Source organism: Xanthomonas sp. 60 (genome assembly GCF_011761925.1).
The window spans coordinates 200,096-222,986 of sequence record NZ_JAASQW010000004.1; the positions used below are offsets into that span (position 1 = coordinate 200,096).

A 22,891-nucleotide genomic window follows, 5' to 3' on the forward strand; every position below is an offset into this window, starting at 1 on the left:
TGTGCGTTGCGAGAATCCTGATGATAGGCCAAACAACCCCCGAACCCGATACCGTGACTGAAGCCCCGCTGGACCCGAAGGCGCCTGCGCCCGAAAGTGTGCCCGTGGAGCCGAAGGAATATGGCGGCCGTGGTGGACTTGATCCGGTGCGGTATGGGGATTGGGAAAAAAACGGTCGCTGCATCGATTTCTGATCCAGCATCAGCCAACGCGGCATCCAGCCGCCCAGCCGAGAAAACGAGCCCAGCGAATGGCCAGCAGAGAACGTCCCCTATCCCCGCACCTCCAGGTGTACCGTTGGCAGATCCAGATGGTCGGGTCGATCCTGCACCGCGCCACCGGCATCGTCCTCGCCGTGGGCGCGCTGATCATCGCTGGCGGCCTGCTCGCCCTGATGATGGGCCCGGCCTCGTGGAGCTGTTTCACTGAACACGCCGGCGCCTGGTACGGCAAGGTTTACCTGTTCGGCTGGAGCTGGGCCTTCAGTTACCACCTCTGCAACGGCATCCGGCACATGAGCCAGGATTTCGCGCTCGGGATGAGCATCCCGGCCTTCGTGCGCAACAGCTGGATGGCCGTCATCGGTTCGCTGGTGATCACCGCGCTGATCTGGACCTATGTGCTGATGAATGGAGGTGCCGCATGAGCCGTTACCGCACGCCGCTGAAGAACGTGCGCGGCCTGGGCGCCGCCAAGACCGGCACCGAACACTTCGTGATGCAGCGCCTGACCGCTACCGCGCTGATCGTGCTGGCCCTGTATTTCCTGGTGTTCCTGCTGAGCCTGATCGGTGCGGATTACGTGACCGCCACGGCAGCGGTCGCCAAGCCCTGGAATGCCATTCTCATCGTCGGCTTCCTGGTGGCGATGTTCTGGCATGCGCAGATCGGCCTGCAGGTCGTTCTCGAAGACTACGTCCACAATTCGCTGTTGGCCCTGGCGCTGCAGACCACGGTGCGTTTCGTTGCCGTGCTCGGCGCGATCGTCAGTATTTTCGCCGTCGCCCGCATCGCGCTTGGCGTTGCCTGAGCCCAGGCACAAGACAGGAATCCAGAACAGATGTCCGCTTACAAGATCACCGAACACAAGTACGACATGGTCGTGGTGGGCGCCGGCGGTGCCGGCCTGCGCGCGACCTTCGGACTGGCCGCCAAGGGCCTGCAGACCGTCTGCCTGACCAAGGTCTTCCCGACCCGTTCGCACACGGTGGCAGCGCAGGGCGGCATCTCCGCTGCGCTGGCCAACATGGGCGAGGACGACTGGCGCTACCACTTCTACGACACGATCAAGGGCTCGGACTGGCTGGGTGACCAGGACGCCATCGAGTACATGTGCCGCGAGGCGATCCCGGCGATCATCGAGCTCGAGCATTACGGCGTACCGTTCAGCCGTACCGAAGAGGGCAAGATCTACCAGCGCCCGTTCGGTGGCATGACCACCAAGTACGGCGAGGGCCCGGCGGCGCAGCGTACCTGCGCGGCGGCCGACCGTACCGGCCATGCGATGCTGCACACGCTGTACCAGCAGTCGCTGAAGCACGATGCGCGCTTCATGATCGAGTACTTCGCGCTGGACCTGATCTTCGACGAAGACGGTACCTGCCGCGGCGTGCTGGCCATCGACATGGCCGAAGGCTCGCTGCACCTGTTCCGCGCACAGGGCGTGGTGCTGGCCACCGGCGGCTACGGCCGGGCCTACTTCAGCGCCACCTCCGCCCACACCTGCACCGGTGACGGCGGTGGCCTGGCCATGCGCGCGGGCATCGCGATGCAGGACATGGAGTTCGTGCAGTTCCACCCCACCGGCATCTACGGGGCCGGCTGCCTGATCACCGAGGGCGTGCGTGGCGAAGGTGGCATCCTGCGCAACAGCAGCGGCGAGCGCTTCATGGAGCGCTACGCGCCGCACTACAAGGATCTGGCATCGCGTGACGTCGTCGCGCGCTCGATGACCGTCGAAATCCGCGAAGGCCGCGGCGTCGGCGAGCACAAGGACCACATCCTGCTCGACCTGACCCACCTTGGCCCGGGCGTGATCGACGACAAGCTGCCGGGCATTGCAGAGAGCGCGCGTATCTTCGCCGGCGTGGACGTGCACAAGCAGCCCATCCCGGTCATCCCGACGGTCCACTACAACATGGGCGGCATCCCGACCAACTTCCACGGTGAAGTGGTACGCATCGACGGCGACAACCCGGATGCCGTGATCCCGGGCCTGTACGCCATCGGCGAGGCCGCCTGCGTTTCGGTGCACGGTGCCAACCGCCTGGGTTCCAATTCGCTGCTGGACCTGGTGGTCTTCGGTCGTGCCGTGGCCAACCGCTGCGCCGAGACGATCAAGCCGGGTGCCGCGCACAAGCCGTTGCCGTCCGACGCCTGCGACAAGGCACTGGGCCTGCTCGACAAACTGCGCTACGCCAAGGGCGATACGCCGACGTCGGTGATCCGCGACAACATGCAGCGGACGATGCAGGCCGATGCGGCCGTGTTCCGCACCAGCCAGACGCTGAAGGAAGGCTGCGAAAAGATGGCCGGGATCTTCGATTCGTTCCAGGACGTGAAGGTCAGCGACCGTTCGCTGGTCTGGAACTCGGACCTGATCGAGACCTACGAGTTGAACAACCTGCTGCTCAACGCGGTGGCGACCATCAACTCGGCCGAGCAGCGCAAGGAAAGCCGCGGTGCGCACGCGCACGAAGACTTCCCGGATCGCGACGACGTCAACTGGCACAAGCACACGCTGGTCAAGGTCGACGAGAAGGGCAAGTGCAGCTTCGATTACCGTCCGGTGCACATGTACACGCTGACCGACGAGGTTGACGTGGTGCCGCCGAAGCCGCGCGTGTACTGATCGCGACCCCCGCCTACCATGCAATCCGCGCCGTGATGGCGCGGGCCGCCTGAGCCAACGAGAGCAGCCATGGCCGAGTTTTCCCTGCCCAAGAATTCCAAGATCACCAAGGGCAAGCACTTCCCCGTCAAGAACGGCGGCAAGAACGTGCGGACCTTCAAGGTCTACCGCTGGAACCCCGACGACGACAGCAATCCGCGTACCGATACGTACGAGATCGACCTGGATGCGTGCGGACCGATGGTGCTCGACGCGCTGATCAAGATCAAGAACGAGATCGATCCGACGCTGGCGTTCCGCCGTTCATGCCGCGAGGGTATCTGCGGTTCGTGCGCGATGAACATCGATGGCACCAACACGCTGGCGTGCACGCGCGCCATCGCCGACTGCCACAAGGCCGAAGTGCCGATCTACCCGCTGCCGCACATGAGCGTGGTCAAGGATCTGGTGCCCGACCTGACCCACTTCTACGCGCAGTACGCCTCGATCAAGCCGTGGATCCGTACGCAGACCCCCGCACCGCCGGACCGTGAGCGGCTGCAGTCGCCGGAAGACCGTCGCAAGCTCGACGGCCTGTACGAGTGCATCCTGTGCGCATGCTGCTCCACGAGCTGCCCGAGCTACTGGTGGAACGGCGAGCGTTACCTGGGTCCGGCGATCCTGCTGCAGGCCTACCGCTGGATCATCGACTCGCGTGATGAGGACACCGGTGCGCGCCTGGACGACCTGGAAGACCCGTTCAAGCTGTACCGCTGCCATACCATCATGAACTGCGCGCGGACCTGCCCGAAGGGCCTGAACCCGGCGCTGGCGATTGCCGAAATCAAGAAGCTGATGATGGCGCGTCGCGCCTGAGCGGCCCACGCTGCGCTGATCGACCCACGACGCCGAGCCTTGCTCGGCGTCGTTCTATCCGGGACCTGAGATGGACGAAGCGACACTGTTGAAGAAGCTGCACTGGCGCTGCCGACGCGGCATGCGCGAGCTCGACCAGCTGTTCGAGGCGTACCTGGCGCGGTGCTGGGGCGATGCCCCGCACGACGAACGCGAGGTTTTCCTGTTCCTGCTCGACTGCGAGGACGATAAGTTGTGGCGGTGGTTCATGGGCTACGAGGCCTGTCCGCATGCACATGCCGTCCCCCTGCTCGACAAGATGCGCGCCCTCAAGGCTTGAGTGGCGTCCTTCGCGGCTACGCGCGCTGGCCGAAGCGCTGGTGCTGGCCGGTGCGCCGTGGCTGATCGCCGCCACTGACCTGCCCGAGGCATGGCGACCGCCGGCCGTGCTGATCTACTGGGTGTGCGGTGGCCTGCTGCTGGCACGTGAGCTGTACCGGGCGCCGCGGCTGCTGTGGCTGCAGGCGTTGCCCGGGCCCTTGCTGCTGGATGGGCAGGAACTGGAGGCGCCCACCCTGCAGGTTCGAGGCGCCTGGCTGCACCTGCGCTGGGCGGGCCCCGGGCGCGGTGGCAGCCTGCTGTTCTGGCCGGATACGCTGCGGCCCGCGCAGCGACGTGAACTGCGACTGGCCGTTCGTGCGCGGGCGATTTCCCGTAATGCCCCGACGATGGCACCATAGCCGGATTCCATCGGCGCACCTGCATGTTCAAACCCATTCCTGTGGCCATCGGCCTGCGCTACCTGCGTGCCAAACGGCGTAACGGCTTCATCTCCTTCATCTCCATGGCGTCGATCCTCGGCATCGCGCTGGGTGTCACCGTGCTGATCACCACGCTGGCGGTGATGAGCGGTTTCCAGAAGGAGATCCGTGACCGCCTGCTGCAGATGTCCGCGCACACCACGATCAGCCGTGATGGCGAGCCGATGAGCGATTGGCAGCGGGCAGTGGATACCGCCTACAAGGACCCGCGCGTGGCCGGTGCGGCGCCCTACATCGAGATCCAGGGCATGATCAGCGGCTCGCGCGTGCAGGGTGCGATCGTGCAGGGCATCGACCCGGCCATGGAACCGAAGGTCTCGGTCATCGCCGAGAAGATGAAGAAAGGCGAGTTCAACAGCCTTGAGGCGGGGCGCTACAACCTGCTGCTCGGCTCCGAGCTGGCGATCTGGCTGGGCGTGGGGGTCGGTGACCAGGTGGTGGTGACGCTGGCCGAGGTGCAGGGCACGCCGATGGGCGCGGTGCCGCGGATGAAGCGCTTCACCGTCAGCGGCATCTTCGAAGCCGGCTATAACGAGATCGACCGTGGCGTGGCCTTCGCCAACATGCAGGACCTCGAGCGCGTGCTGCGCATCGACGGGGCCACCGGCGTGCGGCTGAAGCTGCATGACATGGACCAGGCGCTGGAGGTCGGCGTGGGCCTGGCCGAGCGGCTCGGCGGTGCGTACCGGGTCAGTGACTGGACCCAGCAGAACGCCAATCTCTATCACTCGCTGCGCATGGAGAAGACGGTGATGGGCATCCTGCTCTCGCTGATCATCGCCATGGGAGCCTTCAACCTGGTGTCTTCGCAGGTCATGCTGGTCACGGACAAGCAGGCGGACATCGCCATCCTGCGCACGCTGGGCCTGAGCCCGCGCGGCGTCATGGGAGTGTTCATGGTGCAGGGCTCGCTGATCGGTGTGTTCGGCACGCTGGCCGGCGTCATCGGCGGCATCACCCTCACGCTCAACCTGGAGCGCATCCTGGGCGCGATCGAATCGGTGTTCAACGTCAAGCTGCTGCCGGAGGACGTGTACTACATCACCGGCCTGCCGACCGACATGCAGACCGCGGACATCATCGTGATCACGCTGGTGGCCCTGCTGATGAGCTTCCTTGCCACGTTGTACCCGGCCTGGCGCGCAGCGCGCACGCAGCCGGCGGAGGCCCTGCGTTATGAATGAGATGCTCACCCCGGGCCAGGAAGTGATCCGCGCCGAGGCGCTGGGCAAGACCTACGCCGAGGGCCGCATGCGCACGCCAGTGTTCGATGGTTTGTCCCTGCAGGTGGATGCCGGCGAAACGGTGGCGATCATCGGTGCCTCCGGTGCCGGCAAGAGCACGCTGCTGCACCTGCTGGGCGGGCTGGACGTGCCGAGCGCAGGCGAGGTGTACGTTGCCGGACAGCGCATGTCCGCGCTCTCCGATGGCGCGCGTGGCCAGCTGCGCAACCGCGCGCTCGGCTTCGTGTACCAGTTCCACCACCTGCTGCCGGAGTTCACCGCGCTGGAGAACGTGATGATGCCGGTGCTGCTGGGCGGCGGCGAGGTGGCTGCGGCCAACGACCGGGCCAAGCAGCTGCTGGAGTCGGTCGGCCTGGGCCACCGCCTGCAGCACAAGCCGAGCGAGCTGTCCGGGGGCGAGCGCCAGCGCGCCGCGGTAGCGCGTGCACTGGTGAACCAGCCGGCCTGCGTGCTGGGAGACGAACCGACCGGCAACCTGGACGATCGCACCGCCGCGACCGTGTTCGAACTGATGCTGGACCTCAACCGTGCGCGCCACACGTCCCTGGTGCTGGTGACGCACGATCGCAGCCTCGCACGCAAGCTGGACCGGGTGCTGGAGCTGCGTGAAGGCCGGTTGCATGCACTGGCGCGCGACGAGGTCTAGACACGCCCCTGTGCTGTACTGGGTGCGACGGAGCCGGCCGCCGTGGCGGTCGGGTCCTCCCCAGCCACCCTGGAGCCGATGATGCGTCCTGTGCTGATTGCCTCGCTGTTGTGTGCGTCCCTGCTGGCCGGCTGTGCCACCGGCCGCCTCAGTACCGGAGAACGCCTGGCGCTGTACCGCGCCCACGCCGGTGCGCCGCAGCAGGACATGCGCTTCACCGGCCGGCTCAACGGCTGGACCGAGCTTGGCGAAACCGCCCTGGCGGTCTGGACGCGCCCGGGTGAGGCCTACCTGCTTGAGCTGGCCGGCGCCTGCCCGCAGCTGCCCTATACCCCCGCGATCGGACTGACCAGCCAGGGCGGCCGGGTTTCGGCGCGCTTTGACGAGGTACGGGTGCGCGACGCCGGGCCGGGCATCCAGATGCCGTGCCGGATCGGCAGCATCCGCCCCCTGGACGTCAAGGCGCTGCGCGCTTCGGAGCAGGCGCTGCGTCAGGCCGATGCGCAGGAACGGACACCGGCGGACGCGCAGCCTGAACCATGACCGGCCGTGTCAGGCTTCGGGAACGAAGCCTGCGGGCTTGGCGGTATCGCCGGAGAACAGGTACTTCACCAGCTCGCCTTCCAGGAAGGCACGGTGCTCCGGATTGCGCGGGGACAGCCGGTTCTCGTTGATCAGCATGGTCTGGTGTGCCAGCCAGGCCGTCCATGCGGGCTTGCCGATGCTGCCGAAGATGCGCTGCCCGAGCTCGCCCGGGTAAGGCACGTACTCCAGGCCTTCGGTTTCGCGTTGCTCGTGTTCGCAGAAGACAGTGCGTGACATGGGATCTCTCGTGGTCAGGTTGCGGTGGTTTGACGCCGTGCTGTGCCGCTGAGGTGGCGCGGCGCGGGTCACAGGCGGGCCAGCAGCAGTGTGCGGATCGGCGCCGGCAGGCCCAGCGTGGACAGATCGTGCAGGTGCACCCAGCGCAGGGAGGGGTCTGCCGCGGACGGGCCGGCCGCCTTCAGTCCGTCCACCTGGACCTGCAGTACCTGCAGCTCCAGCCGGTAGTGACTGAAGGCGTGGCGGACCGGTGGCAGTGCCTGCGCAGGCTCCAGGGCACCGTCCACATGGGCATCGAACCAGTCCTGTGCGGCGGTTTCGGTGTCGGCCTGCGGCAGGGTCCACAGCGAGGCCCAGATACCGGTCTGGGGACGCTTCTGCAGCAGCACGCGCCCCTGCGCATCGCGCAGCAGCAGCGCAACGGCGGAACGCTCCGGGAGCACCTTGCCGGGCTTGGGCGTGGGCAGCTGCGCGGTGAGCCCCTCCCTGCGTGCCACGCAGTCCTGCTGCAGTGGACAGATCACGCAGGCCGGGCGCGCGCGCGTGCAGACCGTGGCGCCGAGGTCCATCTGGGCCTGGGTGTAATCGGCCATGCGACCGCCCGGCACGTGCGCGACGTGGCCGAGCGCGTGCGTCCACAGCGTACGCTCGATGACTGGCAGGCCCGGGAATCCGGTCACGCCGTGGTAGCGGCTGAGCACGCGCTTGACGTTGCCGTCCAGGATCGCGAACGGATCATTCCAGGCCTGGCTGAGGATGGCGCCGGCGGTGCTGCGGCCGATGCCGGGCAGCGCGTGCAGGGCATCGAAATCGCGTGGCAGGTCGCCGCCATGGGCAGCCATGCAGTGTCGGGCCGCCGCGTGCAGGTTGCGTGCGCGGGCGTAGTAGCCCAACCCGGCCCACTGCGCCATGACCGCATCGTTGTCGGCGGCGGCCAGGTCCGGCAGGGTGGGGAAGTGGTGCAGGAAACGCTCGAAATAGCCGATGACCGTGGCTACCTGGGTCTGCTGCAGCATGATTTCAGACAGCCAGACCCGGTAGGGCGTGCGTGGGTGCTGCCAGGGCAGGTCATGCCGACCATGCCCGGTGAACCAGTGCAGAAGGCGCGCGACGAAGGCATCGCCGCCGCCGACGCCCGCACCCGGACCGGGCGCGGTGGCGACGGCGCAGAGCGGCTCAGGCACTGCCAAGGGCTTCGGGCAGCAGCGCGTCGACGAAGGCTTCCGGATCGAACACGCGCAGGTCCTCCGGTCGCTCGCCGATGCCGGCGAACCGGATCGGAATGCCGAACTCCTGGGCCAGGGCGAACACCACGCCGCCCTTGGCGGTGCCATCCAGCTTGGTCACCACCAGGCCGGTGACATTCACTGCGGCGTTGAACTGGCGCAGCTGCGAGAGCGCGTTCTGGCCGGTCGTGCCATCGATCACCATGAGCACTTCGTGTGGTGCGGCCGGATCGATCTTCCCCAGCACGCGGCGGATCTTGCCCAGCTCGTTCATCAGGCCGGACTGCGTGTGCAGGCGGCCGGCGGTATCGGCGATCAGTACGGAGGTGCCGCGGGCCGTGCCAGCCTGCAGCGCATCGAAGGCCACTGAGGCAGCGTCGGCGTTCTGCCCCTGCGCCACAACGGCCACGCCGTTGCGTTCGCCCCATGCCTGCAGCTGTGCCACCGCTGCGGCGCGGAAGGTATCGCCGGCGGCCAGCATCAGGCTGTTGCCCTCGTCCTTGAAGCGCTTGGCGAGTTTGCCGATGGTGGTGGTCTTGCCGACGCCGTTCACGCCGACGGTGAGGATCACGAACGGCTTGGCGCTGCGGTCGATGACCAGCGGCCTGGATACGGGCTGGAGGATGCCGATGAGGTCGGCGCGCAGGGCCTTGAGCAGGGCCTGCGCATCGGCGAACTCGCGCGACTTCATGCGCCGGCGCAGGCTGTCCACCAGCGTGGTGGTGGCGGTCATGCCGACGTCAGCGGTGATCAGCGCGGTTTCGATCTCGTCGAGCAGGTCATCGTCGAGCTTGGGGTTGCGCGAGAACAGGCCGCCGAAGCTGCGTGCGAAGGTGCTGTTGCGCAGGCGGTCGCGCCAGCCGGACTTGCCGGCCGGTGCCGGTGCGGCATCGACCAGCGTCGGCAGGTCCGCAGCGGGCGCGGCGGGCTCGGGCGCACGGGTGACCGGCGCGATGGGCGCCAGCACGGCCGCGGCGGCAAGGGCCTCTTCGAGGAAATTTTCCGGTGCGCGTTCCGGGCTGGGCGTGCCGGCGACGGAGGGGGCGACGGGCTGGGCGTGCGGCGGCTGCACGGCCGGCGGCGCAACGACAGGTGCGGCAGGCACAGGTGCGGCAGGCACAGGTGCGCTGGCAGGAGGCGGCACGGCAACGGAGGGTGCAGCCACCGGTGCCACGGGTGGTGGGGCAGGCGGGGCAACAGGGTCGAGCGGAGCAGGCGCCGCCTCGCGCACGACGACCGGCGCGGGCTGGCGCGGCGGCTCAGCGGTGATCGGCGTAACCGGCGGCGTGACAACCGGCGTGTCGGCCGGCGCGGGTCGCGCGGTGGGGAACGCGGCCGCGAGCTCTTCAGCCGAATAGTGCTGGGTCTTGGGCGACTCGCCCTGCGGCGCGTCTTCGGGCTTCTTGCGGCGGAAAAAACTGAGCATGGGGCGAGGGCGGTTCCAGATCAGGCGACAGGGTACCACCGGGCCCGGTCGGGCCCGCGTGGAGAGCATCCGCGCGCGGTGCCGGCGGACCGCCGGCACCGCGCGTGACGGCCGGTCAGGCCGACAGTTCCAGCAGCAGCCGGTTGAGGCGGGCCACGTACGCGCCGGGATCCTTCAGGCTGTCACCGGCGGCCAGTGCCGCCTGGTCGAACAGCACCCGGCCGAGGTCATCGAAGCGCGTACCATCGGCTTCGGCCTCCAGCTTGGCGATCAGCGGATGACCCGGGTTGATTTCCAGCACCGGCTTGCTGTCGGGGACCTTCTGTCCACTGGCTTCGAGGATCTGCCGCATCTGCAGGCCGAGATCCTGCGCGCCGATGGCCAGCACCGCCGGCGAATCGGTCAGCCGGTGCGACACCCTCACTTCGGCCACGTCATCGCCCAACGCGCTCTTCAGGCGCTCCACCAGTGCCTGCTTTTCCTTCGCCGCCGATTCCTGCGCCTGCTTGTCTTCCTCGCTTTCCAGCGCACCCAGGTCGAGGTCGCCACGGGCGATGTCCACAAAGCGCTTGCCGTCGAACTCGGTCAGATAGCCCATCAGCCACTCATCGATCCGGTCGGTCAGCAGCAGCACCTCGATGCCCTTCTTGCGGAACACTTCCAGGTGCGGGCTGTTGCGCACCTGCGTGTAGCTTTCGCCGGTGAGGTAGTACACCGTGTCCTGGCCCTCGGCCATGCGGCCCACGTAATCGGCCAGCGCCACGGACTGCGCATCGCCTTCGCCACGGGTGGAGGCGAAGCGCAGCAGCCCGGCGATCTTCTCGCGGTTGCTGAAGTCCTCGGCCGGGCCTTCCTTCAGCACCTGGCCGAACTCCTTCCAGAACGTGGCGTACTGCTCCGGCTTGTCCCTGGCCAGCTTCTCCAGCATGTCCAGCGAGCGCTTGGTCAGTGCCGATTTCATCGAATCGATGACCGGGCCGGACTGCAGGATCTCGCGCGAGACGTTCAGTGACAGGTCGCTGGAATCCACCACGCCCTTGATGAAACGCAGGTACAGCGGCAGGAACTGTTCGGCCTGGTCCATCACGAACACGCGCTGCACGTAGAGCTTCAGTCCCTTCGGTGCCTCGCGGTGATAGAGGTCGAACGGCGCGCGGCCAGGCACATACAGCAGCGAGGTGTACTCGAGCTTGCCTTCGACCTTGTTGTGGCTCCACGCCAGCGGATCGCTGTGATCATGCGCGACGTGCTTGTAGAACTCGGTGTATTCGGCGTCGCTGATCTCGGTGCGCGGGCGCGTCCAGAGCGCACTGGCACGGTTGACGGTCTCCCACTCGAGCGCCGGAGCGGCGGCCTCGTCCCCGGACGGCGGCGCCTGGGTGGGCATCTGGATCGGCAGGCCGATGTGATCGGAGTACTTCTTGAGGATGCCGCGCAGGCGCCAGCCGTCGGCGAAGTCATGCTCGCCGTCCTTGAGGTGCAGCACGATGCGGGTACCCCGCTCGGCCTTCTCCATAGACGCCACGTCGAACTCGCCTTCGCCACGCGAGGACCAGTGCACGCCCTCGGCTGCGGCCGCACCCGCCCGGCGTGAATAGACGTCCACCTGGTCGGCGACGATGAACGCGCTGTAGAACCCCACGCCGAACTGGCCGATCAGCTGGGAATCCTTTTTCTGGTCGCCGGAGAGCTGGCGCAGGAAGTCGCCAGTGCCGGACTTGGCGATGGTGCCCAGGTGCGCGATGGCCTCCTCGCGGCTCATGCCGATGCCGTTGTCCTCGATGGTGACGGTGTGAGCGTCGGCGTCGAAGCTGACCCGCACGCGCAGCTCGTTGTCATCCTCCAGCAGCGTGGGCTGCGTCAACGCTTCGAAGCGCAGCTTGTCGGCGGCGTCGGCGGCGTTGGACACCAGCTCGCGCAGGAAGATTTCCTTGTTGGAGTAAAGCGAGTGGATCATCAGCTGCAGCAGCTGCTTGACCTCGGTCTGGAAGCCAAGGGTTTCGGTCTGGGTCGTCTCGGTCATCGGTAGGGCTCCATGTACGTGCCGCGCCAGCGTGTGCGGCCTGGCCAAGGGGTAGGGGCGGAAGCTGCGAAATCAAGGCCGCAGGTGCATCGTGGTGCCCGTGGCCGGCCGGCCGTTCTACAATCACGGCATGCTCAAGACGCTCAACATGACCCGCCGGGGCCGCCGGTGAGCGGCCGCGACCGCAATGAAGGCCAGGTCCGCATCGTCGGCGGGCAGTGGCGCAACACGCGCCTGCCGGTCCCGACGCTGCCGGGCCTGCGCCCCAGCAGCGACCGGGTGCGCGAGACCCTGTTCAACTGGCTGATGCCGCGGCTGGGCGGTGCCCGCGTGCTGGACCTGTTCGCCGGCAGTGGCGCACTGGGGCTGGAGGCGGTCTCGCGCGGCGCCGCGCATGCCACGCTGATCGAGCGCGATCCGCAGCTGGTGCGCAACCTGCAGGCAGCCGTGGACAAGCTCAAGGCCGCCGAACGCGTGGCCGTGGTGCAGGCCGACGCCCTGCGCTGGCTGGCGACCGCGCCGCCCCTGCAGGCCGGGCTGGTGTTCATCGACCCGCCGTTCGCCGACGGGCTGTGGGAGCAGGCGCTGGCGGTGCTCCCGCGCCACCTGGGCAGGGCGCCATGGCTGTACCTGGAATCGCCTGCCGGGCAGGCCCCGCGCCTGCCCCCGGAATGGCTGCTGCACCGCGAGGGCAGTACCCGGGACGTGCGCTTCGCCCTGTACCGGCACACCACTGCTACACTTTGACCCATTCTGAACGTTCACGACCGCTCATGACCGTGGCCAACCGTCGCATCGCCGTCTACCCCGGCACCTTCGACCCGATCACCAACGGCCACATCGACCTGGTGAACCGGGCCGCGCCGCTGTTCGAGAAGGTCGTCGTGGGCGTGGCCCAGAGCCCTTCCAAGGGCCCGACGCTGCCGCTGGAGCTGCGCGTGCAGCTGGCGCGCGAAGCCCTGCAGCACAACGGGAACGTCGAGGTGCGCGGCTTCGATACGCTGCTGGCGCACTTCGTACGCTCGGTGCAGGGGGGCATCCTGCTGCGCGGCCTGCGCGCGGTGTCCGACTTCGAGTACGAGTTCCAGATGGCCAGCATGAACCGCCACCTGATTCCGGAAGTGGAGACGCTGTTCCTCACGCCCGCCGAGCAGCACAGCTTCATCTCGTCGTCGCTGGTGCGCGAGATCGCGCGGCTCGGTGGCGATGTCTCCGGCTTCGTGCCCGCGTCGGTGCTCGAAGCGCTGCGCCGCGTGCGTGAAACGCGGGCCGCACAGGCCTGATTCCTGCGCTGGTCGCGGACGCTCTGCCACCGGCACCCTGACAACCGCTCCAACACCACACGAACCAACGGGAGACCACCCATGAACACCACCATGCGCGCGCTGCTGCTCGCCTCGATGACCGCCCTGGCGCTGACCGCCTGCAAGAAGGAAGAAGCCCCGGCCCAGGCCGAAGCGCAGCAGGCGCTGGTCGCACCGGCCAAGGACGATGACGCGGCCTGGAAGAAGTACCTGCAGGATGTTGCGATCCGCAACATGGGCAACGTCACCAACAGCCCGTTCCTGTATTACCTCTCCCCGGAATCGGATCCGCAGTTCGCCGAGAAGTACGAGCGCCAGGTGGAGAGCGCGACCGCCGCGGTGGCCCGTGGCGTGCAGCCGGGCAACATGCTGGCCTTCGGTTCGTCTGCCTCGGGCAAGATGGCCGACATGATCCAGGCCGTGTTCAAGGACGTCTCGCCGGACTCCATGAAGAACGTGCGCGTGGTGTTCATCGGCGATGCCGCCGACAATGCCCGCGTGCAGTCCGTCGTGCAGCCCACCGGCGCCGAGTACGTATTCGTCGAAGCCAAGTAATCCCGTGTGGTAACGGCCGCGCCCGAGGGCGTGGTCGTGGACGGTGCCTGCCGGCATCGTCCCTGACCGGTCGGCGCGCCCGCGCCGGCCGGGGCCAGTCCAGCGGCCTGCCACGACGTGGCGGGCTGCCCTGCGCGGGCGAGGAGTCATCGCCATGTCGCTGAAAATCAATGAGCTCTGCGTCAACTGTGACGTCTGTGAGCCGGCCTGCCCGAACCAGGCCATCGCGATGGGTGAAACCATCTATGTGATCGACCCGGCCCGCTGCACCGAGTGCGTCGGTCATTTCGACGAGCCCCAGTGTGTGATCGTCTGTCCAGTGGAATGCATCGATCCGGACCCGGACATCGTCGAGACCGAAGACCAGCTGCTGGCCAAGCTGCGTGGCCTGCAGCACGATCATCCCGAACTCTACGTGGAGCCCCGTTCCCCATGAACCTGATTGCCCGCTCACTGCTGCTGTTCGGCCTGCTGGCGTCCGCGCCGCTGGCCGTCGCCGCCGATCCGCAGCGCGCCGCCCACCCGGAGGGCGCGGCCATTGCCAGCGGCCACCAGCTGGCAACCCGTGCCGGCATGGAAATCCTGGCGCAGGGCGGCAACGCATTCGATGCCGCCGTGGCAGTGTCCTCGACCCTGGCGGTGGTCGAGCCGATCAGCTCGGGGTTGGGGGGGGGCGGCTTCTTCCTGCTGCATGATGCGGCCAGTGGCAAGGACCTGATGCTGGACGCGCGCGAGACCGCGCCGGCGGCCGCGACCGAGGCCGCGTTCCTCGACAAGGAGGGCAAACTGGACCGCGATCGCTCGGTCAACGGTGCCTGGTCGGCGGGCATTCCCGGCCTGCCGGCGGCCCTGGTGGAACTGTCGGCCAAGCACGGCAAGCTGCCGCTGAAAGCCGCGCTGCAGCCTGCCATCCGCATCGCACGGGAAGGCTTCCCGGTGTATGCGCGCATGGCCAGGGGCTACCAGTCACGGCGCGAAGTGATGGAGCGCTTTCCCGGCACGCGCGAGGTCTATCTGCGCAACGGCCGGCCCATCGCCGAGGGCGATGTCTTCCAGCAGCCCGAACTGGCCCGCACGCTGGAGCGGCTGGCCGACGGCGGGTTCGATGGGTTCTACCGCGGACAGACCGGCCGCCTGCTGCTGGCCGGGGTGAAGCAGGCCGGCGGCCGCTGGACCGCCGAGGAGCTGGCCGGTTACCGGGTCAAGCAGCGCGAGCCGATCGTCTTCGCCTACAACGGCTGGAAGATCACCACCGCGCCGCCGCCGTCTTCCGGTGGCATCGCGCTGGCGGCGATGCTGCAGATCCTCGAAGGCTGGGACATCAGGAAAATGGACCCGGCGCACCGCGCGCACCTGGTGGTGGAGTCGATGCGTCGTGCCTACCGCGACCGCACGTTCTTCCTCGGCGATCCCGATTTCGTGGATATCCCGCAGGGCGTGCTGACCAGCAGGGATTACGCGCAGGGACTGCGGGCGACCATCCACCCGGACAAGGCGACGCCGAGCGATCTGCTGTCGGGCAATCCGACGCCGCTGGAGGATGATGAAACCACGCACTTCTCCATCATCGATGGCGAGGGCAACCGGGTAGGCGCAACGCAGACCGTGAACCTGCTGTACGGCTCCGGGCTGATTCCCAAGGGCACGGGCGTCCTGCTCAACAACGAGATGGACGATTTCGCGCTCAAGCCCGGTACGCCCAATGCCTTCGGCGTGATGGGCTACGAGGCCAACGCGCCGAAGCCGGGCAAGCGGATGCTCAGTTCGATGACGCCGACGTTCATGGAGAACGCGGACAAGGTCGTGGTGCTGGGCACGCCGGGCGGCAGCCGCATCATCACGATGGTGCTGCTCGGGATCCTCGGCTATGACGATGGGTTGTCGGCGCAGCAGGTCGCGGCGCTGCCGCGCTACCACCACCAGTGGCTGCCGGACGTGATCGAAGCGGAAACCGATGCGTTCGACGCGGACACGATCAAGCAGCTGCAGGCCATGGGCCACACGATTGATCTGCCCGGCAACGTCGCGGCCGGTGGGCGCGGTTCCAGCCACGTGTGGGGCAACCTGCAGACAGTGGAATGGGACCGCGTGGACAACACGCTGCAGGGCGGCAGTGATCCACGCAATCCGGTGGGCAGTGCCGAGGTCAGCGCGGCGCGTTGAGGGGTTCGCCCGCTGCGGCCCCGCCTGCGCGCGCGGGCGGCGCACCGCATGGCCCGGGTCATGACGGGCCGCGCCGTCCGCCACGCCGCCAGCGGCGATGAACCATTATTTAACGCTTGCGCACCGATAATTTGCGCATGAAACTTTGGTCGATCCTCGGCAACACGCAGCGCCTCGACGGCGGCGCGATGTTCGGCAACGCCCCGCGCGCGCTCTGGGAGAAATGGGCCGCCCCGGATGAACACAATCGCATCGAACTGGCGTGCAGGGCCCTGCTTGCCAGCCCGCTGCACGGACGCACCGTCCTGTTCGAAACCGGCATCGGCGCATTCTTCGAACCGCGGATGCGCGACCGCTATGGCGTGCAGGAGCCGCAGCACGTGCTGATCGATTCACTGCGCACGGCGGGATTCGAGCACGAAGACATCGACGTGGTGGTGCTCAGCCACCTGCATTTCGACCACGCCGGCGGCCTGCTGGCGCCGTGGGTGGAAGGGCGCGCGCCCGAGCTGCTGTTTCCCAATGCCACGTACGTGGTCGGCGCTGCGCATTGGCAGCGCGCGCTGTCGCCGCACGCGCGCGACCGCGCCAGCTTCATTCCCGAGCTGCCGGCCCTGCTCGACGGCAGCGGCCGGCTTGAAGTGGTCGACGGGGCCTATTCCAACGCGCTGGGTCGCAGCGTGCGTTTCAGTTTCAGCGACGGCCACACGCCGGGCCTGATGCTGGCCGAGATCGTTGGTGAAACCGGCCCGGATGGCAGCAGCCGTGGCGGCGTTGTCTTCTGCGCCGATCTGGTCCCGGGTCGCTCGTGGGTCCATGTGCCCATCACGATGGGTTACGACCGCAATGCCGAGCTGCTGATCGATGAGAAAAAGCAGTTCCTCGAAGACAAGCTCGCACGCAACGTGCAGCTGTTCTTCACCCACGACCCCGAGGTCGCACTGGCCGAACTGGGGCGCGACGAGAAGGGCCGCTTCGTGACCCTCAACGAGCAACGTGAACTCACCGGAGCGTGAAAAAGGAGGGCAGTGGGCACCAGGTCGCATCTGGCCCACTGCGTACGGCCTGCGATTCGATGGCCTCCGTCCGCTTTTTCAGCCGATCACGCGGGTACCGAAGATGCGGTCCCCGGCGTCGCCGAGGCCAGGCAGGATGTAGCCCTTCTCGTTGAGGTGGTCGTCAATGGCGGCGGTGTAGATCTCGATGTCCGGGTGTGCGGCCTGCACGGCGGCGATACCCTCCGGCGCGGCTACCAGGAAGATGCCCTTGATACGGCGTGCCCCGGCGCGCTTGAGCATGTCGATCGTCGCGATCAGCGTGCCACCGGTGGCCAGCATGGGGTCCAGGATCAGCGCGTCGCGTTCTTCGAGGCGGCCGGTCAGGCGCTCGAAATAGGGCACCGGCTGCAGGGTTTCTTCATCACGCTGCAGGCCGACCACGCTCACACGCGCCGCCGGGATCAGCGACAGCACGCCGCTGAGCATGCCCAGTCCGGCACGCAGGATCGGCACCACGGTGATCTTGGCCCCGGCGATGCGCTGCACCGTGACCGGGCCGGCCCAGCCCGTCATGGTGTGTGCTTCGGTGTCCAGGTCTGCGGTGGCCTCGTAGGCCAGCAGCGTGCCCAGCTCGTTGGCGAGCTCGCGGAAATCCTTGGTGCTGAGCGTTGGATCACGCATCAGACCGATCTTGTGCCGCACCAGCGGATGGCGCACTTCAACGATTTTCATGGCATGGCGTACGGGAAAGGCAGAGTGGCTATTCTGACGCGTCACGGCAGGGCGGGCCAGCGTCGGGAACGGATGGGCCGCCTCAACCTTCCCCCGGTGTCATGGGCACGCAACGTTGGCGACATACCGTGCTCTCCCATTCTTCACACCGAATGGGGATTCATCCGTGCAGACCAAGACGCCGCTGGCGCTCGCCATAACCCTCACACTTGCGGTGGGCGCCACCGTCCCCTTCGCCGCCGCGGGCCATGGCGCTGCCATCGCCACCGGCGTCGCCCTGGCAGATGCGACCGACCTGGACCGCGTCGAAGTGCGCGCGCAGCTGGAGTCACAGGTCCGCGCGGTCGACCTCAAGCGCAGCAGCGATGCCATCGAAGACGCGGTCTCCTCGGATGCACTGGGCCAGTACCCGGACAAGAACGTGGCCGAATCACTGCAGCGTCTGCCCGGCGTCAGCGTCACCCGCGACCAGGGCGAAGGCCGTTTTGTCGTGGTGCGCGGACTGGATGCCAACCTCAACAGCGTCAGCATCGATGGCATCGCGGTGGGCACCCCGGAAGATTCCAGCCGTGCCGCGCCGCTGGACGTCATTCCGTCCGATTCCACCGAGCGCCTGCGCGTGGTCAAATCGCCCACGCCGGACATGCCCGGCGATGCCATCGGCGGCGCGATCCTGGTCGAGTCCGCCTCGGCGTTCGACCGCGACGGGCGCAGCCTGCGCGGCAGGCTCGAAGCCAGCCACCAGCCGCTGTCCGGTGAGACCAGCCCGAAGGCGGCGCTGAACTACAGCGAGGTGTTCGCCGATACCTTCGGCATCGCCGCAGGCGTGAATTACCAGAACCGCGCCTTCGAGTCCGACAACTCCGAGGTGGAGTACGAAGGGGAGGATGACGCGCGGCCCGGCGACGTCACCGCCATCAATCTGCAGCGCCGCAAGTACGAGATCGAGCGCAAGCGCGTCGGCGCGAACCTCAATCTGGATTGGCGCCCGGATGCCGACAATGCGTACTACCTGCGGACGCTGTACAGCCGCTTCGATGACGCGGAAACGCGCCAGCGCGTGATCGTCAACTTCGACGAGGCCCAGCGCGTGGCCACCGGCGTGGACCAGTTCCGGCTGGATGACCTGCCGGCCGATGCGATCGACAAGCGCATGCGCTACCGCACCAAGCGCGAGAACACCTTCGCCGCCAGTGCCGGCGGAGAGAACCGGCTGTCCTCGGCCGTACTCGACTACAAGGTCGGCTACACCAGAACCCGCGAGCGCGTGAACGACGAGATGGAAGCCCGCTTCACTCTTGACGGTGACGATATGGGCGGCACGCTGGACCAGCGCAGCCGGCTGCCGCGCTTCACGCTCGACAACCCGCAGTGGCTGGACAACGCCAACTACGGCTTCGACCGCATGGTGCTCTCGCCCAAGCAGGTGGACGACGAGGAGACGAGCGCGCAGATCAACGTACGTTTCGATGCCGGCAATGCCAGCTACAAGTTCGGCGTGCTGGGGCGCTGGCGCGACCGCGACGTCAACACCGACGAAGCCGAGCTGCGCCGAGGCCCGGGGATCGACCTGGCCAGCTGGAGCCGCCAGGCGCCGGAGCATCGCCATGGCCCGCTGGGGCAGGGCATGAGCTCGGAGGCGATGCGCCGCTACTGGGCTGCCAATGCAGACCGCTACAGTGCCCGTCCGCAGGACGTGGCAGGCAACGCCACCGCGTCGCTGGAAGAGGATTACATCGCGCGCGAGGACATCTTCGCCACCTACGCCATGGGCACCTGGGACATCGGCGCGCTGCGGGTCATCGGTGGCGTGCGCGTGGAGAACACCCGCTTCACGGCCACCGGCAACCGTGTGGATGTCGATGGCAGTGCCTTCACCGTGACCCCGGTGGAGGCTGACCGCAGCTACAGCACCGTGCTGCCCGGCCTGCACCTGCGGTACGACGCCGCCGATGACTGGGTGTTCCGCGCCTCGGCCAACAAGACCGTGTCGCGGCCTTCGTTCGGCGACCTTTCCCCGCGCGTCGGGCTCAACCGCGGCGACGAGGAAGTGCGCATCGGCAACCCGGCGCTGGATCCCTACGAGTCACGCAACATCGATCTTTCGGTGGAAAAATACATCGGCAGCACCGGCATCGTCTCGCTTGGCGTGTTCCACAAGTCCATCGACGGCTACATCGTGGAGACCACGCGCCTGAATGATCCGGCGTTCGACGGCTTTGATGTGACTACCGCGATCAACGGTGACAAGGCCACCGTGCGGGGTGCCGAGTTCAACTGGCAGCAACAGCTGGCGTTCCTGCCGCCGGGCCTGGATGGCCTGCTGGTCGGTGCCAGCGGGACCTGGCTGGATACCGATTTCAATCCGGGCCTGGACGACCGTGCCGGTGAGGATTTCATGCTGCCGCGTGCCTCCCGGCACGTGTACAGCGCCCACCTCGGCTATGAGAAACAGGGCCTGAGCACGCGATTGGCGGCGGTGTACCGCAGCGAGTACCTGGACGCGCTGGGTGCCGGTCGTGCGTTCGATATCTACGTCGCGCCCCATACACAGCTGGATTTCTCGCTGGACTACCGCTTCAGCCCCCGCGTCAGCGTTTACTTCGAGGCACAGAATCTCTTGGACAAGCCGCTCGAGCTTTACCAGGGCGCGCGTTCGCGCACCCTGCAGCTGGAAGAATACGGTCGCACGTATGCGGTCGGCCTGAAGGTGGCCCTGTGATCGCGCGCGGCACTGCGGTGCTCACCGCTGCATTGCTGGCCGTGCTCGCCACGGGCTGCCAGCCGGCATCCATCGGCGCCGCCGGTCCGGCAGCGGCCACGCTGGCCACGCCGGCCGGAAGCGTTGCAGCGGCAGGTGAGCGCCGGATCGCCACGGTGGCCGAGGCGTTCCTGAGCCCGATGACGCCTAAGGACAACATCGACTCACCGGCGGCCTGGCAGGCGCCGGATGGCAGCACCTGGCTGATCGCCACCGCCAAGGCCACCGACAAGCTGGTGGTGTATGACGGCAGTACCGGCAGGCACATACGCGATATCGGCAGCGCGGGCGCGGGCCTGGGTCAGTTCGATCGCCCCAACGGCATCGCCGTGACCGATGATCTGCTGTGGATCGTCGAGCGCGACAACCACCGCGTGCAGGTGTTCTCGCTGCCCGACTTCACCCCGCTGGCGGTGTTCGGCGCCGATGATCTGCGCAAACCCTACGGGCTGTGGGTCGACACCCGCGAGGGTCGCTACAGCGTATACGTGACCGATTCCTGGGACGACGGCGAAGATGCGCAGGGCAACGACATCCTGCCGCCGCTGGCGCAGCTGGACAAGCGCGTGCGCCGCTACGACGTGCAGCGCGACGGGACGACCTTGACCGCCACGCTGGCGGCCAGCATCGGTGACACCACCGAAGCCGGCGCGCTGCGGGTGGTGGAGTCGATCTGGGGCGATCCGGCCAATGACCGCCTGCTCATCGCCGAGGAAGACGAGACCTACGCCAACGAATTCAAGGTCTATACGCTGGAAGGGCGTTTCACCGGCACCACCTTCGGGCGCGACGTCTTCAAGGCGCAGGCGGAGGGCGTGATGCTGCGCACCTGCGGCAGCGGCGGCTGGTGGATCACCACCGAACAGGGCAAGGGACGCAGCGTGTTCCACCTCTTCGACCGGCATACGCTCAAGCCGGTGGGGGCCTTCCAGGGCACCACCGTGGCCAACACCGATGGGATCTGGATGATGCAGCACGCGACCCCGCGTTTCCCGCAGGGCGCGCTGTACGCCGTGCATGACGACCAGGGCGTGGTGGCCTTCGATTGGGCGCAGGTTGCGCGTGCGCTGTCGCTGCCCACGGCGTGCGGCGCATGAGCCGCTTCATGCCGGGCGCACTCGCCATGGGACTGCTGCTTGCGATGGGCGGGCCTGCCGCTGCCGCCGACGCGCTGGCCTCGCGCGTGGAGCCCAACACGCAGGTACCCGCCGGGAGCCGCCACTACGCGGCCACCGGGTTCCCGGACCGCATCGTGGCTTCGCCGGCGGCCGACGCATCGCGGGGTTTCGCGGTGCGCTGGCGCACCGACGGCAGCGTGCAGGCGCCCGTGCTTGAAATCGCGCCGGCCGATGCAGGCCCGGGCTTTGGCCCGATCACGCGCGTGACCGCGCGCAGCAGTCCGCTGCAGACCGAGAACGGTCTTTCCCACCATCACCGCGCCGATGTCACCGGCCTGCAGCCCGGTGCGCTGTACGTCTACCGGGTGCAGGGCAAGGACACCTGGAGTGCCTGGAACCAGCTGCGGACGGCAGGCCAGGCCGACCAGCCGATGACCTTCCTCTACTTCGGCGATACCCAGAACAAGAACCTCAGCCACGTCAGCCGGGTGGTGCGGGCCGCGCAGAAAGCCGCACCCGCGGCGGACCTGAGCCTGTTCGCCGGCGATCTGGTCAGCGGCGGCGACAACGCCGACGACAGTGAGTGGGGCGAGTGGTTCGCTGCGGTGGGCTGGCTGGCACAGGAGACGGTGCTTGCCCCGGCCATCGGCAACCATGAGTACTTCGAGGAGTTCGAGGACACGCCGCAGGAGCGCCGGGTCATGGCGCGGCACTGGCCGGCGACGTTCGCGCTGCCCGGCAACGGCGCGCCGGGCGTGGAGAAGAGCACGTACTGGTTCGATTACCAGAGCGTGCGCTTCGTGGTGCTCGACGGCACCTCTGCGATGGATCTGGGCACGGCCGATGCGCAGGCCAGGTGGCTGGATGCGGTCCTGGCCGCCAACACGCGCCCGTGGACGATCGTGGTGGTTCACCAGCCGTTCTATTCGCCGGCGCGCGGACGCCATAACCCCGTGCTGCAGGACGCGCTGCTGCCCGTGGTACGCCGGCACAACGTCGATCTGGTGCTGCAGGGGCACGACCATACCTACGGCCGCCGCGGGGAGGAGGGCGAGGCGACGCCGCAGTTCGTGGTCAGCAATGCCAGCCCGAAGCAGTACAGGCTCTCCCGCGAAGCGCTGGCCACGATGTCTCCGGTGGCCGAAGACACCCAGCTGTTCCAGGTGCTGCGGATCGATCCACAGCGCCTGCACTACGAAGCCCGTACGGTAACCGGGCAGGTGTACGACGCTTTCGAGCTGCAGCGTGGCTCGGATGGCAGCGTGCGCCGGGTGGAGCTGGAGGCGGGCCGGATCGCACCGCGACGCTGCCCGCGCCCCCATGCCCCCACCGGCCGCGAGGATCGGTGCTGGGAGTGAACGATTGCGC

General features: G+C 67.6%; 24 protein-coding genes. 19 read left to right on the top strand and 5 right to left on the bottom strand.

Annotation, left to right across the window (positions count from 1 at the left end):
• Positions 1 to 20 precede the first annotated feature (20 nt).
• The 10 genes from FHY09_RS10665 to FHY09_RS10710 all read left to right on the top strand — a co-directional run bounded on the left by FHY09_RS10665 (position 21) and on the right by FHY09_RS10710 (position 6,938).
• Complete coding sequence (locus FHY09_RS10665) at positions 21 to 194, top strand: DUF1674 domain-containing protein (protein ID WP_166926849.1); 174 nt, start codon at positions 21 to 23, stop codon at positions 192 to 194.
• A 56-nt stretch (positions 195 to 250) separates the two neighbouring features.
• Positions 251 to 646 (top strand): succinate dehydrogenase, cytochrome b556 subunit, encoded by a 396-nt coding sequence (sdhC, locus tag FHY09_RS10670; RefSeq protein WP_166926850.1) that lies wholly within the window; start codon positions 251 to 253, stop codon positions 644 to 646.
• Positions 643 to 1,029: a succinate dehydrogenase, hydrophobic membrane anchor protein gene (sdhD, locus tag FHY09_RS10675; protein ID WP_166926851.1), complete on the top strand. Its 387-nt coding sequence runs from the start codon at positions 643 to 645 to the stop codon at positions 1,027 to 1,029. The genes sdhC and sdhD overlap by 4 nt, the downstream gene beginning before the upstream one ends.
• A 30-nt stretch (positions 1,030 to 1,059) precedes the next feature.
• Positions 1,060 to 2,850: a succinate dehydrogenase flavoprotein subunit gene (gene sdhA / locus FHY09_RS10680; protein WP_166926852.1), complete on the top strand. Its 1,791-nt coding sequence runs from the start codon at positions 1,060 to 1,062 to the stop codon at positions 2,848 to 2,850.
• Positions 2,851 to 2,919: 69 nt separating this feature from the next.
• Positions 2,920 to 3,705, top strand: coding sequence for a succinate dehydrogenase iron-sulfur subunit (locus tag FHY09_RS10685; RefSeq protein ID WP_166926853.1), 786 nt, complete (start codon positions 2,920 to 2,922; stop codon positions 3,703 to 3,705).
• A 70-nt stretch (positions 3,706 to 3,775) separates the two neighbouring features.
• Entirely contained in the window at positions 3,776 to 4,024 is a 249-nt protein-coding gene (locus tag FHY09_RS10690) for an FAD assembly factor SdhE (RefSeq protein WP_166926854.1), read from the top strand.
• Positions 3,975 to 4,424, top strand: coding sequence for a hypothetical protein (locus FHY09_RS10695; RefSeq protein ID WP_166926855.1), 450 nt, complete (start codon positions 3,975 to 3,977; stop codon positions 4,422 to 4,424). Before FHY09_RS10690 ends, FHY09_RS10695 begins: the two co-directional genes overlap by 50 nt.
• Before the next feature lie 23 nt (positions 4,425 to 4,447).
• Positions 4,448 to 5,689 carry a lipoprotein-releasing ABC transporter permease subunit gene (locus tag FHY09_RS10700; protein ID WP_166926856.1) on the top strand — a complete coding sequence of 414 codons (1,242 nt, stop codon included), beginning with the start codon at positions 4,448 to 4,450 and terminating at the stop codon, positions 5,687 to 5,689.
• Positions 5,682 to 6,395: a lipoprotein-releasing ABC transporter ATP-binding protein LolD gene (gene lolD, locus FHY09_RS10705; protein WP_166926857.1), complete on the top strand. Its 714-nt coding sequence runs from the start codon at positions 5,682 to 5,684 to the stop codon at positions 6,393 to 6,395. The genes FHY09_RS10700 and lolD overlap by 8 nt, the downstream gene beginning before the upstream one ends.
• A gap of 78 nt (positions 6,396 to 6,473) precedes the next feature.
• Positions 6,474 to 6,938, top strand: coding sequence for a DUF6491 family protein (locus tag FHY09_RS10710; protein ID WP_208407768.1), 465 nt, complete (start codon positions 6,474 to 6,476; stop codon positions 6,936 to 6,938).
• Between the two features lie 9 nt (positions 6,939 to 6,947).
• Here the strand turns inward: FHY09_RS10710 and FHY09_RS10715 are convergent, their stop codons facing one another.
• The 4 genes from FHY09_RS10715 to htpG all read right to left on the bottom strand — a co-directional run bounded on the left by FHY09_RS10715 (position 6,948) and on the right by htpG (position 11,892).
• A complete protein-coding gene (locus tag FHY09_RS10715; protein WP_166926859.1) occupies positions 6,948 to 7,217 on the bottom strand; it encodes an oxidative damage protection protein in 270 nt (89 codons plus the stop codon).
• Between the two features lie 68 nt (positions 7,218 to 7,285).
• On the bottom strand, positions 7,286 to 8,401 hold the full coding sequence (mutY, locus tag FHY09_RS10720) for an A/G-specific adenine glycosylase (RefSeq protein ID WP_166926860.1): 1,116 nt from the start codon (positions 8,399 to 8,401) through the stop codon (positions 7,286 to 7,288).
• Positions 8,394 to 9,869: a signal recognition particle-docking protein FtsY gene (gene ftsY, locus FHY09_RS10725; protein ID WP_166926861.1), complete on the bottom strand. Its 1,476-nt coding sequence runs from the start codon at positions 9,867 to 9,869 to the stop codon at positions 8,394 to 8,396. Before ftsY ends, mutY begins: the two co-directional genes overlap by 8 nt.
• 115 nt (positions 9,870 to 9,984) lie before the next feature.
• A complete protein-coding gene (gene htpG, locus FHY09_RS10730; protein WP_166926862.1) occupies positions 9,985 to 11,892 on the bottom strand; it encodes a molecular chaperone HtpG in 1,908 nt (635 codons plus the stop codon).
• A 168-nt stretch (positions 11,893 to 12,060) separates the two neighbouring features.
• On the opposite strand from htpG, the gene rsmD reads away from it, so the two are divergent.
• The 6 genes from rsmD to FHY09_RS10760 all read left to right on the top strand — a co-directional run bounded on the left by rsmD (position 12,061) and on the right by FHY09_RS10760 (position 16,930).
• Entirely contained in the window at positions 12,061 to 12,639 is a 579-nt protein-coding gene (gene rsmD / locus FHY09_RS10735; protein ID WP_456362780.1) for a 16S rRNA (guanine(966)-N(2))-methyltransferase RsmD, read from the top strand.
• 26 nt (positions 12,640 to 12,665) lie between these two features.
• Positions 12,666 to 13,175, top strand: coding sequence for a pantetheine-phosphate adenylyltransferase (coaD, locus tag FHY09_RS10740; protein WP_166926864.1), 510 nt, complete (start codon positions 12,666 to 12,668; stop codon positions 13,173 to 13,175).
• 81 nt (positions 13,176 to 13,256) lie between these two features.
• Complete coding sequence (locus tag FHY09_RS10745; RefSeq protein ID WP_166926865.1) at positions 13,257 to 13,751, top strand: hypothetical protein; 495 nt, start codon at positions 13,257 to 13,259, stop codon at positions 13,749 to 13,751.
• A gap of 154 nt (positions 13,752 to 13,905) precedes the next feature.
• On the top strand, positions 13,906 to 14,187 hold the full coding sequence (locus FHY09_RS10750) for a YfhL family 4Fe-4S dicluster ferredoxin (protein ID WP_166926866.1): 282 nt from the start codon (positions 13,906 to 13,908) through the stop codon (positions 14,185 to 14,187).
• Positions 14,184 to 15,914, top strand: coding sequence for a gamma-glutamyltransferase (ggt, locus tag FHY09_RS10755; RefSeq protein ID WP_166926867.1), 1,731 nt, complete (start codon positions 14,184 to 14,186; stop codon positions 15,912 to 15,914). The genes FHY09_RS10750 and ggt overlap by 4 nt, the downstream gene beginning before the upstream one ends.
• Before the next feature lie 137 nt (positions 15,915 to 16,051).
• Positions 16,052 to 16,930, top strand: coding sequence for an MBL fold metallo-hydrolase (locus FHY09_RS10760; RefSeq protein WP_166926868.1), 879 nt, complete (start codon positions 16,052 to 16,054; stop codon positions 16,928 to 16,930).
• Positions 16,931 to 17,008: 78 nt separating this feature from the next.
• On the opposite strand, the gene upp is transcribed toward FHY09_RS10760, so the two are convergent.
• Positions 17,009 to 17,644 (bottom strand): uracil phosphoribosyltransferase, encoded by a 636-nt coding sequence (gene upp, locus FHY09_RS10765; RefSeq protein WP_166926869.1) that lies wholly within the window; start codon positions 17,642 to 17,644, stop codon positions 17,009 to 17,011.
• A gap of 166 nt (positions 17,645 to 17,810) precedes the next feature.
• Between upp and FHY09_RS10770 the strand changes: the two genes are divergently transcribed.
• The 3 genes from FHY09_RS10770 to FHY09_RS10780 are packed head-to-tail and all read left to right on the top strand — an operon-like array spanning position 17,811 to position 22,881.
• Positions 17,811 to 20,366: a TonB-dependent receptor gene (locus FHY09_RS10770; protein ID WP_166926870.1), complete on the top strand. Its 2,556-nt coding sequence runs from the start codon at positions 17,811 to 17,813 to the stop codon at positions 20,364 to 20,366.
• Positions 20,363 to 21,502, top strand: a complete 1,140-nt coding sequence (locus FHY09_RS10775; RefSeq protein WP_456362781.1) for a phytase — start codon at positions 20,363 to 20,365, stop codon at positions 21,500 to 21,502. Before FHY09_RS10770 ends, FHY09_RS10775 begins: the two co-directional genes overlap by 4 nt.
• Positions 21,499 to 22,881, top strand: coding sequence for a purple acid phosphatase family protein (locus FHY09_RS10780; RefSeq protein WP_166926871.1), 1,383 nt, complete (start codon positions 21,499 to 21,501; stop codon positions 22,879 to 22,881). Before FHY09_RS10775 ends, FHY09_RS10780 begins: the two co-directional genes overlap by 4 nt.
• Positions 22,882 to 22,891 lie beyond the last annotated feature (10 nt).